Raw genomic sequence first — 14008 nt, 5'->3', positions numbered from 1 at the left:
TGTACCGCCCAGTGGGTCGCTGAAAATATCGCGAAAAATCAGCGCACATTGTACACAATCCTTGTAGCCAACACGACTGTACGGCCATTTGCGGCATCGGCTGTATTGCAATCAACCGCTGCTTTTGCGTTTAGGCTGCAAGGGCTATCCACGCCCGCTTTCAAGCAGCTTTTTCAAGAACAAGGATCCCCGCCATGACCGACATCACTCAAGCGCGCTTGCGCCCGCTGGCCGACACCTCGCCTAGTGCCGTGGTCGCCGGCTTCATTGCGATGATGACCGGCTACACCAGTTCTCTGGTATTAATGTTCCAGGCCGGGCAAGCCGCCGGCCTGAGCAACGGACAGATTTCATCCTGGATCTGGGCGCTGTCCATCGGCATGGCGATCTGCAGTATCGGCCTGTCCCTGCGCTACCGCACCCCCGTGACGGTTGCCTGGTCGACCCCTGGCGCCGCACTGCTGATCACCAGCCTGTCGGGCGTCACCTATGGCGAAGCGATCGGCGCCTATATCACTTGCGCGGTGCTGGTGACGATCTGTGGCCTGACCGGTAGCTTCGAACGTCTGGTCAAGCGCCTGCCCTCATCGCTGGCAGCGGCGCTACTGGCCGGCATTTTGTTCAAGATCGGCAGCGAAATCTTCGTCGCCGCCCAGCACCGCACGAGCCTGGTGCTGGGGATGTTCGTCACCTACCTGGTGGTCAAGCGTCTGTCGCCGCGTTACGCGGTGCTCGCGGCACTGCTGATCGGCACCGTTCTTTCCGGGTGGCTGGGCTTGCTGGATTTCAGTGGGTTTCACCTGGAGATGGCGACACCGGTCTGGACCACGCCGTCGTTCTCGCTAGCGGCAACCATCAGCATCGGGCTTCCGCTGTTCGTGGTGGCCATGACCTCGCAAAACATGCCGGGCATCGCCGTGTTGCGAGCCGATGGTTACAACGTGCCGGCCTCGCCCCTGATCAGTGTGACCGGTATCGCTTCGCTGCTGCTGGCACCGTTCGGTTCCCACGGGATCAATCTGGCGGCCATCAGCGCGGCGATCTGCACCGGGCACCATGCCCATGAAGACAAAAGCAAGCGCTATACCGCAGCAGTGTGGTGCGGGATCTTCTACGGGATTGCCGGGACATTCGGTGCGACGTTGGCGGCGCTGTTCGCCGCGCTGCCCAAGGAACTGGTGCTGTCGATTGCGGCATTGGCACTGTTCGGCTCGATCATCAACGGCCTGAGCATTGCGATGAGCGAACCCAGGGAACGCGAAGCGGCGCTGATCACTTTCATGGTCACCGCGTCGGGTTTGACTCTATTTTCGGTGGGCTCGGCATTCTGGGGGATTATCGCGGGGGTGCTGACATTGCTGATCCTCAATTGGCGCTCGGCCTGAAGAAAGCGAGCGGTCTGCACGCTCGCCGCTCTACCAATCAGATGCGGAAATGCCCGACCATGCCCTTCAGTTCCATTCCCAATTGCGCCAGTTCGATACTGGAGGCGGCGTTGCCCTGCATCGCCAGCGCCGATTGATCGGCACTGGCACGAATGCTGGTTACGCTGCGATTGATCTCCTGCGCCACCGAACTTTGCTCTTCGGCGGCCGCGGCAATCTGCTGGTTCATCTGCTGGATCAGCGACACCGCTGTCGCGATGCTGCCCAGGGCGCCTTCAGTCTGCAGCGCATCGCTGACCGTCAGCTTGACCAGTTCGTCGCTGCTGCGGATCTGCTGCACCGACGACTGCGCGGCTGAGCGCAAGGCACTAACCAACCGCTCGATCTCTTCGGTGGACTGCTGGGTACGCTTGGCCAGCGCCCGCACTTCGTCCGCCACCACCGCGAAACCACGCCCCTGCTCGCCGGCACGGGCCGCCTCGATGGCCGCATTGAGCGCCAACAGATTGGTCTGCTCGGCCACGCTCTTGATCACACCGAGTACAGTGCCGATATTCTGGATTTCCGCACTCAAGCTTTCGATACTCAAACTAGCCAAATTCGCCGATTCGGCCAGTTGCTCGATGCGCTGCATGCTCTGGCGCACCACCTGCTGGCCGTTGTCGACCTTGTCGTCGGCGGTCTGTGCCGCCAGCGCGGCCTCTTCGGCATTGCGCGCCACATCGTGGACCGTGGCGGTCATCTGGTTCATCGCCGTCGCTACTTGCTCGGTTTCCTCCTTCTGGGTGCTGACCTCCAGGTTGGTCTGTTCGGCTACCGCCGACAAGGAATGCGCGGAAGTCGCCAACTGTTCGATGCCGGCTTGCAAGCCACTGACGATACCGCTCAGGCCGGCCCCCATTTGCTGCATGGCTTGCATCAGTTGGCCGATCTCGTCGCGGCGCTTGACCTCCACCGTGCCGGTCAGGTCTCCAGCGGCAATCTGCTGGGCGACCCGGATCACACTGCGCAGCGGTGCGACAATCAGGCGAGTGATTAACCATGCCGCCACCAGGCCGACCAACAAGGCCAGAGCGGAAGAACCGATGATCAGTATCGAGTTCTTTTTCAACTCGGCTTGCATCGACTGATCTTCAGCCGCGTAGGCCTGATTGACCCGCTCGACCACTTGGGCCGCACGCTCGTTCAATTGCCGGTAGACCTGCTTTTCCCGCTCCAGCAGAGCGGTGTATTCGCTGAGCTTTTCGCTAAAGCTGGCGATATGGCCACCGACCTCATTGAGTACCGTCTGGTAGCCGGGGTCCTTGACCGTAGTCTTGAGCTGCTCGACCTCGGCCAATGCCTGATCCGCCTGTTCGATTTTGCCTTGGTTCTGGTTTTCCTCGTCACCCTTGCGGCTTTGATCAAGACGCACCCGCGCCTCGTTCATCGCCTGCAACATCAACTTCGAAACGTGGCTGACCTGGCCAGCCTGCTCGATGAGTTCACCGCCCTCCTTGCTCTGGGCTTGCTTGAGCCCATAGCTGCCGTCATCGGCCAGGCCGGCCTGCAGCACATCGAGGTTGTTGGCCACGCTAGACACTGACCAACTGGCCATTTCCAACGCCAGGTCCTTGGCCTGGGTCAGCTCGACAAACTCGTCGAACGCCTTGCGGTAGGCCATCAAGGCCTGCTCGACATCTGTCATCACCGGGACGTTGGCCACTGATTGCGCCTTGAGGGCCTGCGCCTGTGCCACCAGAGCATCCGCGCCCTCACGCAGCGCATCGACCGTCTTGGGGTCCGAATGCAGAGCATAGTCCTGCTCCAGCAGGCGCACCTTGAGTAGGCTGCTGTTGAGCGAGGACATCTGTTTCAGTCCGTCGAAACGCAGACTGATGGCCTGCAAGGACCAGACGCCGATTGCCGCTACCCATGCAGTCAGCAGCAATACCAGGGCAAAACCGATACCCAGCTTCTTCGCCATACCCAGGTTGGCAAAACGTCCTTGCACGGCAGAAATCATGGTGTTTAATCCCCGTTCGAATGCTGAAGGCGTACAAGCCATTCAAGAATCGTGCAGATTCGCAACCACCATCGGTGCAGCACAAGCCTTTGCCGTCGCAATAATGGCCAAAAGCTACATCCGCGTCGCTTTCAGAATGGTCGAGGTCGATTCGGCATCGCCCAGCAAGCGGAAGAATTTCTGCGCTCGCTGATCCGCCACATAAGCCACGTTGATCCGCAGCCAACCCGAGGAAGTTCCCTCAGGAGTAAAAACCGCATCCTGTGCAAGCAATACTCCGAGTTTGTGGGCACCGGCCCGAACCTGAGTAGGACTGTAACGCCGACTGCGCGCCCAAACGAACATACCGCCGGAGGGCTCGCTGAAGACTTCCCAGCCGGTCTCTTCGAGCAGGTCCAGCGTCATGGCCATTTCCGCGCCCAGCCGCTGGCGAAGGCGCTGCACCAGTTTGCGATAGGCACCGTTGGCCAGCAGTGTGGCCACAACGCACTCGGCAAATCGCGAAGCCCCCAGGCTGGTAATCATCTTCACCTCGGCCAGGCGCCGGATAAGCCCGGCGTGAGCGCGGATAAATCCGACCTTCAACGAACTACTCAGGGTCTTCGAGAAACCGCCGAGGTAAATGACCCGCTGCTGGGAGTCCAGCGCCGCCAACTGCACCCCTGGGCCACTCTGCAGATCGCTGAAGACGCCATCCTCGACAATCAGGAAATCCTCGGACTGCGCCAACTGCAACAACTGCATGGCGACCGCAAGGGTCAGGCTGCTGCCCGTCGGATTGTGATAGAGGCTGTTGACGAACAGGCATTTCGGGCGATGTTGATGCAAGTGCGTGCGCAGCACCTCGATGTCAGGCCCCGTGCGCGTTCTGGGCACTTCGAGCAATTCGATGCCCTGCAAGCCCAGGAGTTTGTAGAGATTGCCATAACCCGGGGTCTCGACTACCACACAATCCCCCGGCTTGAGCAGCGTGCGCACCAGCAGGTCGAGGCCCTGGGTGATTCCCAGAGTGGTCAGGACCTCGCCATCGCTGGATTGAATGCCTTTTTGTGTCAGGCACTTGTGCAATTGCTGGCGCAAGGCGGGCAAGCCCAATGGGGTGCTGTAGTGGAACAGGCCTTGCATCTGGGTACGACTGATTTCACGCACTGCATAACCGATATCGTCGCTCTCGCGCCAACCCTGGGGAATCCAGCCACAACCCAGTTTCAATTCCCCCAGCGGATGCTCGCTGAACGCTCCCCACTGCGCTTCCAGCCCCTCGTACCACTCTTGCTCGGCGCCCTGACAGGATGCCGCGCCGCTGTCGGCGACAATAAATACCGAACCATTGCGTGAGGCCAGCACGCCCTGCATGACCAGGCGCTCATAAGCCTCTGTCACATTGGCCTGGCTGAGAGAGTTTTCCTTGGCCAACTGCCGCACCGACGGCAAACGCGTCCCTGGACAGGCCCGATTCAGCCGGGTCCATTCGACAATCGCGGTGACGATTTGCTGCACGACGGGCACCGGTGCCTGCCGATCAATTTCCAGATCCATTGTGTGTAACGCTCCAAAGCACGGTTATTTCTAGTTAAACAGTTAAACACAAAAGCCCCGTACCTCAGCTTGCACAAAAAGCCTCCTCGCGTGCCTCTTCAAGCCCCGTACACCGTGGCCTGCAGCGCTCGACTGACAGGCACCAACGAATCTACCGACGGTATGCGCCACACTGCCGGACATAAAAAAACTCGCACTGGCGGGTTCTTTTACCGGGGAACTACAGGCAGCGGCGAACAGCACGACAGATCAAATGGCGGTGGCGCCACCGTCGACCGCCAGGGCGTGGCCGGTGGTGAACGCCGCACCGTCACTGCACAGGTAGAGCACCGCGTTGGCAATCTCCTCGACCTTGCCGATACGTCCGACCGGGTGCATCGCCGCGGCAAACTCGCCTTTCTTCGGATCGGCCTCATAGGCGCGACGAAACATGTCGGTGTCGATCACCGCCGGGCATACCGCGTTGACACGGATTTTCTTCTTCGCGTATTCAATCGCCGCCGATTTGGTCAAACCGATCACCGCGTGCTTGGAAGCGGCATAGATACTCATTTTCGGCGCGGCACCAAGACCGGCAATCGATGCCGTATTGACGATCGCGCCGCCGCCCTGGGCCAGCATCAATGGCAACTGGTATTTCATGCACAACCAGACCCCTTTGACATTAACCCCCATGATCGCGTCGAATTCGTCCAGAGTGCCATCAGCCAGCCTGCCCTTTTCGATCTCGATCCCGGCATTGTTAAAGGCGTAGTCGACCCGGCCATAGACGTCGATAGTCTGCTCAAGGAGCTTCTGCACATCGGCTTCCTGGGTCACATTGCAGCGCACGAAGATCGCAGTGCCACCGGCGGCACGAATCAGTTCGACGGTCCCCTCGCCCCCCACCACATCCAGGTCGGCCACCACCACTTTCAAGCCTTCGGCGGCGAAAGCCACGGCGGTTGCCCGACCAATTCCTGCGGCTGCGCCGGTCACCAGGGCCACCTGGCCGGAAAACGTCATACTCATGGTTATCTCCTCGCTGAATACCTGAATGATCGCCTGGGCCGAGTCTAGTGGCCTGTACGACTCCGTGCAGCAGCAGTATCGCAAGGCCGGTTATCGCCTCATGCACCGCCTTGATAAGCTGCGGTGATAACAATGGTAAGCATCATCATCGAAATGGATCGCCACGTATTCGCCAGGCAGGCAAAACTTGCCGGGGTGCCGATCAGGGTCTATCTACTAGGCTTCATTGATCGTTTCGAGTGCCTGCCATGCCCGCCCAGAACAATCGTCAATTCCTGCTGGCCAAACGCCCAGCCGGAGCGGCGACCCGAGACACCTTCACCTACCAGGAAGTCCCGGTGGGCAAACCGGGAACGAACCAGATCCTGGTCCGCAACCAATACCTGTCCCTGGACCCCGCCATGCGCGGCTGGATGAACGAAGGCAAGTCCTATATCCCACCGGTGGGCCTGGGCGAGGTGATGCGCGCGCTGGGGGTCGGCGAGGTGATTGCCTCGAACAACCCAGGATTTGCGGTCGGTGACTACGTCAACGGTGCGCTGGGCGTGCAGGATTATTTCCTCGGCGAGCCGCGAGGTTTCTACAAGGTCGATCCGAAACTGGCGCCACTGCCACGCTATTTGTCGGCACTGGGCATGACCGGGATGACCGCCTACTTCGCCTTGCTCGATGTCGGTGCGCCGAAAGCCGGTGAAACCGTGGTGATTTCCGCAGCTGCCGGAGCCGTGGGCAGCATTGCCGGACAGATTGCCAAGCTCAAGGGCTGCCATGTGGTCGGGATTGCCGGGGGAGGCGAGAAGTGCCGCTACCTGATCGAGGAACTGGGCTTCGACGGCGTCATCGACTACAAGAACGAAGACGTTCAGGCCGGCCTGAAACGCGAGTGCCCTAAGGGTGTCGATGTGTATTTCGACAATGTCGGCGGCGATATCCTCGATGCGGTGCTGACCCGTCTGAACCTCAAGGCTCGCATAGTGATCTGCGGCGCCATCAGCCAGTACAACAACAAGGAAGCCGTCAAGGGCCCAGCCAACTACCTGGCGCTGCTGGTTAATCGCGCACGCATGGAAGGTTTCGTAGTCCTGGATTATGCGCCACGTTTCGCTGCCGCCGGACAGGAAATGGCCGGCTGGATGGCCAAAGGACTGCTCAAGAGCAAAGAGGATATCGTCGAAGGCCTGCAGACCTTCCCCGAGACGCTGATGAAATTGTTCAGCGGCGAGAACTTCGGCAAGCTGGTATTGAAGGTCTGAACGGATCGCTCGTCACTGAGGTGTGGAAGCGAAGCTTAGCCGCATCTCAGTGACGGCTCTCCCTCTCTAAGCGAGGCTCCTCGTCCCGACCAGCCCCGCTCCCACACCTGCAAGATCAGGCCAGCTCGGCCACCACCGCCGCGAGGGCCTGGGCCGGGTTCGCCGCCTGGCTGATTGGCCGACCGATCACCAAGTAGTCGGAACCGGCTTCCAGCGCCTGGAGTGGCGTCAGAATCCGCCGTTGATCATCCTGGGCGCTGCCTGCCGGACGAATCCCCGGAGTCACCAGTTGCAGGCCCGGATGCGCACTCTTCAGGGCCGTGGCTTCCAGCGCCGAACACACCAGGCCATCGAGCCCGGCCTTCTCGGCCAGGGCCGCCAAGCGCAGTACCTGCACCTGTGGCTCGACATCCAGGCCGATACCCGCCAGGTCTTCACGCTCCATGCTGGTCAGCACGGTCACGCCGATCAGCAACGGTTTCGGGCCGCTGAACTGGTCGAGCACATCACGACAGGCGGCCATCATGCGCAGGCCACCGGAGCAATGGACGTTGACCATCCAGACGCCCATTTGCGCGGCCGCCTTGACCGCCATCGCGGTGGTGTTGGGAATGTCGTGGAACTTGAGGTCCAGGAACACTTCGAAACCCTTGTCGCGCAGGGTTCCGACAATTTCCGAAGCGCAACTGGTGAACAGTTCCTTGCCGACTTTGACCCGGCACAGTTTCGGGTCCAACTGATCGGCCAGCTTCAGGGCGGCGTCACGGGTGGGGTAATCCAAGGCGACGATGATAGGCGTCTGGCAGGCGGACATGAATGGGCTCTCAGGCAAGTCGAAATCGGCGCGGATTGTAGCGCAAGCCGAGGCTGATCGGGACCCGGTGATCGGCAAATGTGCCGACCCTGTGCCATAAAGCCCCCCCAGCTAGCGCCCACTCCGGTCACCGGTACGTCCGCCACACCCGTGCCTGCGCGGCTGACCGGGTTGTAAGAGCTATCGGGGTAGAACAAGCTTACAATTGAATCGCAGAGAAATCCCATGACTCAAAATGGCAAGGACCGGCCTCCCGCACGAACCGCTCGTGCGGGGTCGGCCCATCAAGGAGAACCTTATGCCCTGGTATGCCTGGTTAATCATCGTGATTGCCGTCGGCTCCATCGTCGGCGGCCTGATGATGCTGCGCGACACCGCCACCAAAGTGGAGCTCACCGACGAGCAGCGCAAACGCGTCCAGCAGCGCAACGCGGAGGCTGATGCCAAGGACGCGCAAGATCGCTGAAATCGCGCGCTACGCTCACTCCCACGCCGCCCGGGCGATATGCAAGCCAGGCTGACCTTATATAGCCTGCACGCTCGGGTTGGCCGCAACCTTCGAGCAGCACCGCTTCCAGCCGATAATTCGCGGCCCACCGCCGCTCATGCGGATCGTTGACATTCCAGACGTTGAAGTCACCCACCTGCAGGACCGAACCTTTGCTGACCCGACTAGTGGCCTGTACGGTGAGTTCGTTAGCTCAAGTTCGGATGCCATAAGTTCATGGCTAAGGCGCTGTGACGAGTCATAGCCGGGCTATGGCGAGTAACAGCAACGCAAGCCAGGGATTTAGGGCGCCGAAATTGACTCATAGAACTAACCACACAGGCCACTAGGCTGCGGGATAGTTTGTATACACGGGCAAGCGCCTCGCAAATAGTATTGCGCGAAACGTTGCAGCTGCTGACCAGATCGCTTTCAACCAGCCACATCCCTGGCAACAGACACTCTCCGATAATATCTGTCCGTCGTTCCTAAGTGATCTGATCGGCAAGGGAAAGTTGTATGTTCATCGTGACATCCGGGATTGTTCAACGATCATCAATCAAGGAAAGCCCACTATTCATGCCAAACCTTTCAATCTAACGTTGAATAATGTTGAAATAGACAGAAAAAAAAGTGGCGATTCCTCGACAAGTCATAGTTATCATTGGCTATAGATTTGGAGATTCGGCCGTGCGCTATTCACAAGATCACAAAGCTCAGACCCATGAGCGCATTATCAAGGAGGCGGCAGCCCGCTTTCGCCGCGATGGTATCGGCACCAGCGGCTTGCAACCTTTGATGAAAGCCCTGGGCTTGACCCATGGCGGCTTCTACGCGCACTTCAAATCCAAGGACGAACTGGTCGAAAAGGCCCTGCAAGAAGCTGCGGCGGAACTTGATGTGCACTGTGACATGTTGTTCAGCCAGGACAGGCCGGTGCAGGCATTTATCGACAGTTACCTGTCCGAGTGGCACCTGACAACGCCTGAACACGGATGCCCGTTGCCGACCATGTGCTCGGAGTTGGGACAACGTGGAGCACCGAGCTCGACGACCGATACAGTAATCGAGTCTCGACTCAAGCAAGTCGAAGATGCGCTAGGCGGCGGACCGGATGCACAGGATCAAAGTATCGTGATGCTGGCGACGCTGGTCGGGGCACTAGTGCTGTCGCGCAGTGTGGAAGATGCGGAGTTGGCGCAAAAGATTCTGGACGTGACCAAGGCGCATCTGAAGGATCAGGTGGAGTAAGGCTTGCACCCGCCCAAGCAGAACCGCCGAAGGAAAAGAGACCGATCCCTGGACCGGTCTCGAACACTAGATCACTGCTGTCAGTTGATCCCCAACTGGTCGCGGTTCTTGTCGAGAATTGCCTTACCGATTCCCCTGACCTCAAGCAGCTCGTCCACCGAGGAGAAAGGTCCGTTCGCCTCCCGATAGGCGACGATGGCCTGGGCCTTGGCTTCGCCAATACCCGAGAGTTCGCGCTGGATGGTTTCGGCATCGGCGGTGTTGAGGTTGACCTTGCCAGCCTTTGTGGAAAGCGTTGCCTGGTTGGTGGGTGTGGCTTGTTGACTGGCTTGCGTAACCGGCGCAGCGCTGATGGCGCCAGCGGCACCGAGCAGAACGGTTAACAATAGAGAGGGGAAAAAACCTGTACGCATAGGTGACACTCCATGGCATCGTAAGAGAAAAGCAGCTTTTCCGAAGCTGCTTTTTAAACGTAGATGCTGCTGGAGCCTTGTCAAAAGTAGCGCCGTTACCGGGTGTGTAGCTTCAGGAGTCCATATGTCGTTGCTGATGGATCCAGTCCACTATCTCGCCGTCCGGAGCATACCCACTGACAGTATCACGCAATAACTGACGTACACGCGCGTAATCATCACTCTCGACAGCCACAAGCAATTCGGACAGACGCAACTTGAGTGTCTCCCAAGAAAGCAGATCTTCACTGGCGGTCATGATCATCGGATGCTGGGTCATCGCCACGTTGTCACCGATCAGTAGCTCTTCGTAAAGCTTTTCTCCAGGCCGCAAGCCGGAAAACTCGATAGCTATATCACCATGAGGGTTCCTGTCGGAGCGAATACTCAGGCCGGAAAGATGAATCATCTTTTCAGCCAGCTCGACAATTCTGACCGGTTCCCCCATGTCCAGGACAAACACATCGCCACCCTGCCCCATCGAGCCGGCCTGGATAACCAACTGGGCCGCTTCAGGGATAGTCATGAAGTAACGTGTGATCTTCGGGTGAGTCACCGTCAGAGGCCCTCCCGCTTTGATCTGCTTGTGGAACAGCGGAATAACCGAACCCGACGAACCCAGCACATTGCCAAATCGAACCATGGTAAAGCGGGTCTTGTTGACGCACGATACTTTGCTCGAATCACCAAAGAGCACCGGCGCCAACTCACGACTGAGGGCTTGGAGGATCATCTCGGCCAGTCGCTTGGTGCTGCCCATGACATTGGTCGGACGCACGGCCTTGTCGGTGGAAATAAGCACGAAGTTCACCACGCCCGCCCGCAATGCTGCTTGAGCGGTGTTCAGCGTACCGATCACATTATTGAGCACACCCTCGGCAATATTGTGCTCCACCATGGGAACATGCTTATAGGCCGCCGCATGATAGACCGTTTCCACACGCCAGGTTTTCATGATTGCCAGCAATTTGTCTGGATTACGCACCGACCCAAGGATCGGCAGCAAGCGCACGGACAGCGATTCAAGGGCCACGCGTCGTTCGAGCTCCGACAAAATACTGTAGAGATTGAACTCACTGTGCTCGAAGAGCAGAAGCGTTGTTGGGCGCAAGGCAAGAATCTGCCGGCACAACTCCGAACCAATGGAGCCGCCGGCCCCGGTTACGAGCACCGACCGCCCCTTGATACAATGCTCGAGCAATTCAGCCTGTGCTGGCACGGCATCGCGCCCGAGCAGGTCGGCGATATCGACTTCCTGAATATCATCAACCTTGACTCGCCCGCTTGCCAGATCCATGAAACCGGGCACGCTACGCACATGCAAAGGATAGCCCTCCAGCAGGCCGAGAATCTCACGGCGCCGGCCCCGGGAAGAGGAAGGAATCGCCAGTAGAATTTCCTGGGCTCCCGTGGCATCGATCATCTGCTGGATATGCCTGGGCTTGTAGACCTGTAACCCTGAAATACAGCGATCGGCAATGCTGCTGTCATCGTCAATAAAGGCAACGGGCTGCATCGCACGCCCCATGCGCAATGCAGCGACTAGCTGATTGCCAGCAGCGCCGGCCCCATACACTGCAACCTTGGGCAAGCCATTATCACGGCTGGCAAAGGGCATATGCTGAGCGGCCTCGAACCAATCCCCTAAAAAGTACTGACGCATTGCCAAGCGCAGGCCGCCCACCATGATCAAACTCAACCACCAATAGTTGAACATGATGGACCGAGGAACGACAGTCTGGTGATTACTATAGAGATAGACCACCACGCCCAGGATCAGCGAGGACAGGCTTACTGCCTTGATAATAGCAATCAGCGCATCATTGCCGAAATAACGCATCACGGCCCGATAAAGGCCAAATCGAATGAAAAGAGGAATCGCAACAATCGGAGCTACAATAAATAGCCAGCGATGCTGGGTAAATGGATTGATCAAATCATCTATCCCCAGGCGAACAACAAACGCCATCCACAGCGCCAACCAGACCATGACGGTATCGGTTACCACCTGCAAAAAGCGCTTTTTTCGACGCGGAAGACCTACCAAATAGGCTCGTATCTTATCCATAATCCCTCTGTAGCTTGCCTGCAAAATACCTCCCCCTGAATCAACCATCACTTAGTCGCGTCCCTGACCATGACAGTTTAAACAACCTTCTCCAACTCACCGGCATGAAATCGGACGGCGAGAGGCACCAAAGGGGCGTAAGCCAACACTAATCCAGTAAAACCATCCAATACAGACAGGCCGACACACAAACCGATAGGCAATAACCAAACGACATTGATCCCGAGCACCACCAGCGTGACGGGTAAATGACGACCGGCCTGACGCGAGGCAAATTGATAGGCGTGGCTGCGGTGAGCCTCGTAAACCTTGTCTCCACGAAGCAACCGCCGTCCAAGCGTAAAAGTCGCATCCACGATAAACACTCCCAGAAAAATCAACCATACCCACAGCAGATGAGGCGCATGCCAAGCGGCGTGGAGAGAAAGACCTCCCATCATGATGCCTAGAAAACCACTACCGACATCCCCCATAAAAATTCGCGCAGGGGGAAAATTCCAATAAAGAAAACCGGCAACGGCCAGTGCCAAACACAACGGAGCCCAGACCAAACCTTCGTATCCAGCAATTTTATAGACTAGACAGGCACCGAAACAGACGAAAATAGCTTCAACACTGGCAATCCCGTCAATTCCATCCATGAAATTATAGAGGTTGAGCATCCACACCAAGTAAAAGGCGGCCAGGATGTGACCCAGCCATCCCAAACTCACCTCTGCCCCGAAGAAATTGATAGCCGGCATACCGCCCAAACAAAACAGCATCCAAAAAGAGGCGAGAAAATGAGCCAATAGACGCCAACGGGCGGCTATATGCCCATGATCATCGAGAAAACCCACTATTGCGACAGCACTGCCGGCCACAAAAAGCGCCCAGAACACTGACCATGGCAGTATGCCTATCCAGGCTAAAACCGACAGCGCAATCAAGAAACCAAGCACAATCGCCACACCGCCACCACGAGGCGTCGCAACAGAATGAGAGCTACGCCCATTGGGAACATCTATCAAACTACGCGCTAGCGCATATCGGCGTAACATGCCGGTCAACATTAATGAGGAGACCAGTACGAACGCACACAACAGCAAAATCATCATCTAGTTCAAAATTCCTGAAACGCTGGCCACAAGCAAGCCAAGATAAAGAATGAAGCCTGCGAACTCAATCCACTATTCTACGCAACATTGCGATGGTGCGTCGGGATCTGTCTGCTGGAAGCTCGCGGTCGGCCTCATCTCTGCGGCTAGGTGATGACTCCAGCCTTGCCGTAATTGAGTCTCAAGGCAAGTCTGTATTGCTCAGCTTAAAGGGGCGAGGTAGGAAACCGAATTGTCATTGAGATTCGCAGCGGTCAGCCGCTCAAGCTCGGACTTGAGAGAATCAATGAGATCTGCAGTGGTTTGTAGTGGTTTAATTTCCCCGGACACCCCGATAGGTGGAAAATATATCTATCGAGGAGTTTTTCATGACCGACAAACGCAGGACATTCGACGACAGCTTCAAGCTGCAAGTCGTGAAAATGATCACGGACCAGGGGTTGGCCGTTTCACAGGTCTGCCGGGATCTCAATCTGGTCGATTCGGCGGTTCGACGCTGGGTCCAACAGTATGAATCGGAGCAGTTGGGGCAAGCCGGGATCGGTAAGCCGTTGACACCTGAGCAGCAGCGTATTCGGCAGTTGGAGCAAGAGAACCGGCAGCTCAAGATGGACAACGATGTCCTAAAAAACCGCCTCCCCGGCAC

12 protein-coding genes and 2 pseudogenes are annotated in these 14008 nt (G+C 57.8%); 5 read left to right on the top strand and 9 right to left on the bottom strand.

What is annotated here, in order from left to right:
• Nucleotides 1–194: 194 nt before the first annotated feature.
• Nucleotides 195–1385, top strand: a complete 1191-nt coding sequence (locus AWM79_RS21230) for a benzoate/H(+) symporter BenE family transporter (protein WP_017133947.1) — start codon at nt 195–197, stop codon at nt 1383–1385.
• A gap of 37 nt (nt 1386–1422) precedes the next feature.
• Here AWM79_RS21230 and AWM79_RS26145 read toward each other — a convergent pair whose 3' ends face one another.
• The 4 genes and pseudogenes from AWM79_RS26145 to AWM79_RS21215 all read right to left on the bottom strand — a co-directional run bounded on the left by AWM79_RS26145 (nt 1423) and on the right by AWM79_RS21215 (nt 5940).
• Complete coding sequence (locus AWM79_RS26145; RefSeq protein WP_425262061.1) at nt 1423–2286, bottom strand: methyl-accepting chemotaxis protein; 864 nt, start codon at nt 2284–2286, stop codon at nt 1423–1425.
• Nucleotides 2284–2508: pseudogene (locus AWM79_RS26140) on the bottom strand (HAMP domain-containing protein); the annotation flags it as partial. The gene AWM79_RS26145 and the pseudogene AWM79_RS26140, both read right to left, overlap by 3 nt.
• Before the next feature lie 996 nt (nt 2509–3504).
• Complete coding sequence (locus tag AWM79_RS21220; RefSeq protein ID WP_060783728.1) at nt 3505–4929, bottom strand: aminotransferase-like domain-containing protein; 1425 nt, start codon at nt 4927–4929, stop codon at nt 3505–3507.
• A 249-nt stretch (nt 4930–5178) separates the two neighbouring features.
• A complete protein-coding gene (locus tag AWM79_RS21215; RefSeq protein WP_060783727.1) occupies nt 5179–5940 on the bottom strand; it encodes an SDR family oxidoreductase in 762 nt (253 codons plus the stop codon).
• A gap of 248 nt (nt 5941–6188) precedes the next feature.
• Between AWM79_RS21215 and AWM79_RS21210 the strand changes: the two genes are divergently transcribed.
• Nucleotides 6189–7193, top strand: a complete 1005-nt coding sequence (locus AWM79_RS21210) for an NADP-dependent oxidoreductase (RefSeq protein ID WP_017133942.1) — start codon at nt 6189–6191, stop codon at nt 7191–7193.
• 115 nt (nt 7194–7308) lie between these two features.
• On the opposite strand, the gene pyrF is transcribed toward AWM79_RS21210, so the two are convergent.
• Nucleotides 7309–8007 carry an orotidine-5'-phosphate decarboxylase gene (pyrF, locus tag AWM79_RS21205; protein ID WP_017133941.1) on the bottom strand — a complete coding sequence of 233 codons (699 nt, stop codon included), beginning with the start codon at nt 8005–8007 and terminating at the stop codon, nt 7309–7311.
• Nucleotides 8008–8305: 298 nt separating this feature from the next.
• Here pyrF and AWM79_RS24615 point away from each other — a divergent pair, with 298 nt between their 5' ends.
• Nucleotides 8306–8473, top strand: coding sequence for a DUF2897 family protein (locus AWM79_RS24615; protein ID WP_017133940.1), 168 nt, complete (start codon nt 8306–8308; stop codon nt 8471–8473).
• Nucleotides 8474–8862: 389 nt separating this feature from the next.
• Here the strand turns inward: AWM79_RS24615 and AWM79_RS25775 are convergent.
• Nucleotides 8863–9021, bottom strand: a pseudogene (locus AWM79_RS25775) (GntR family transcriptional regulator); the annotation flags it as partial.
• 163 nt (nt 9022–9184) lie between these two features.
• On the opposite strand from AWM79_RS25775, the gene AWM79_RS21200 reads away from it, so the two are divergent.
• Nucleotides 9185–9745: a TetR/AcrR family transcriptional regulator gene (locus AWM79_RS21200; RefSeq protein WP_060783726.1), complete on the top strand. Its 561-nt coding sequence runs from the start codon at nt 9185–9187 to the stop codon at nt 9743–9745.
• An 80-nt stretch (nt 9746–9825) separates the two neighbouring features.
• On the opposite strand, the gene AWM79_RS21195 is transcribed toward AWM79_RS21200, so the two are convergent.
• The 3 genes from AWM79_RS21195 to AWM79_RS21185 form a co-directional block, all read right to left on the bottom strand.
• Nucleotides 9826–10158: a ComEA family DNA-binding protein gene (locus AWM79_RS21195; RefSeq protein ID WP_017133938.1), complete on the bottom strand. Its 333-nt coding sequence runs from the start codon at nt 10156–10158 to the stop codon at nt 9826–9828.
• Between the two features lie 112 nt (nt 10159–10270).
• Nucleotides 10271–12265 (bottom strand): polysaccharide biosynthesis protein, encoded by a 1995-nt coding sequence (locus tag AWM79_RS21190; protein WP_017133937.1) that lies wholly within the window; start codon nt 12263–12265, stop codon nt 10271–10273.
• 77 nt (nt 12266–12342) lie between these two features.
• A complete protein-coding gene (locus tag AWM79_RS21185; protein ID WP_017133936.1) occupies nt 12343–13362 on the bottom strand; it encodes an MraY family glycosyltransferase in 1020 nt (339 codons plus the stop codon).
• A 368-nt stretch (nt 13363–13730) separates the two neighbouring features.
• Between AWM79_RS21185 and AWM79_RS21180 the strand changes: the two genes are divergently transcribed.
• Nucleotides 13731–14008, top strand: a 278-nt coding sequence (locus AWM79_RS21180; protein WP_167375439.1) for a transposase, incomplete at its 3' end; no start/stop codon positions are given.

It is taken from the genome of Pseudomonas agarici, from assembly GCF_001543125.1.
GTDB classification, from domain to species: domain Bacteria; phylum Pseudomonadota; class Gammaproteobacteria; order Pseudomonadales; family Pseudomonadaceae; genus Aquipseudomonas; species Aquipseudomonas agarici.
This window is presented reverse-complemented; position numbering and strand designations above follow the sequence as displayed.

Coding starts and splice junctions, on each gene's coding strand:
- AWM79_RS21210 (WP_017133942.1), top strand. CDS start 6,189: ATGCCCGCCCAGAACAATCGTCAATTCCTGCTGGCCAAACGCCCAGCC.
- AWM79_RS21230 (WP_017133947.1), top strand. CDS start 195: ATGACCGACATCACTCAAGCGCGCTTGCGCCCGCTGGCCGACACCTCG.
- AWM79_RS21185 (WP_017133936.1), bottom strand. CDS start 13,362: ATGATGATTTTGCTGTTGTGTGCGTTCGTACTGGTCTCCTCATTAATG.
- AWM79_RS21220 (WP_060783728.1), bottom strand. CDS start 4,929: ATGGATCTGGAAATTGATCGGCAGGCACCGGTGCCCGTCGTGCAGCAA.
- AWM79_RS26145 (WP_425262061.1), bottom strand. CDS start 2,286: ATGGGGGCCGGCCTGAGCGGTATCGTCAGTGGCTTGCAAGCCGGCATC.
- AWM79_RS24615 (WP_017133940.1), top strand. CDS start 8,306: ATGCCCTGGTATGCCTGGTTAATCATCGTGATTGCCGTCGGCTCCATC.
- AWM79_RS21215 (WP_060783727.1), bottom strand. CDS start 5,940: ATGAGTATGACGTTTTCCGGCCAGGTGGCCCTGGTGACCGGCGCAGCC.
- AWM79_RS21195 (WP_017133938.1), bottom strand. CDS start 10,158: ATGCGTACAGGTTTTTTCCCCTCTCTATTGTTAACCGTTCTGCTCGGT.
- pyrF (WP_017133941.1), bottom strand. CDS start 8,007: ATGTCCGCCTGCCAGACGCCTATCATCGTCGCCTTGGATTACCCCACC.
- AWM79_RS21190 (WP_017133937.1), bottom strand. CDS start 12,265: ATGGATAAGATACGAGCCTATTTGGTAGGTCTTCCGCGTCGAAAAAAG.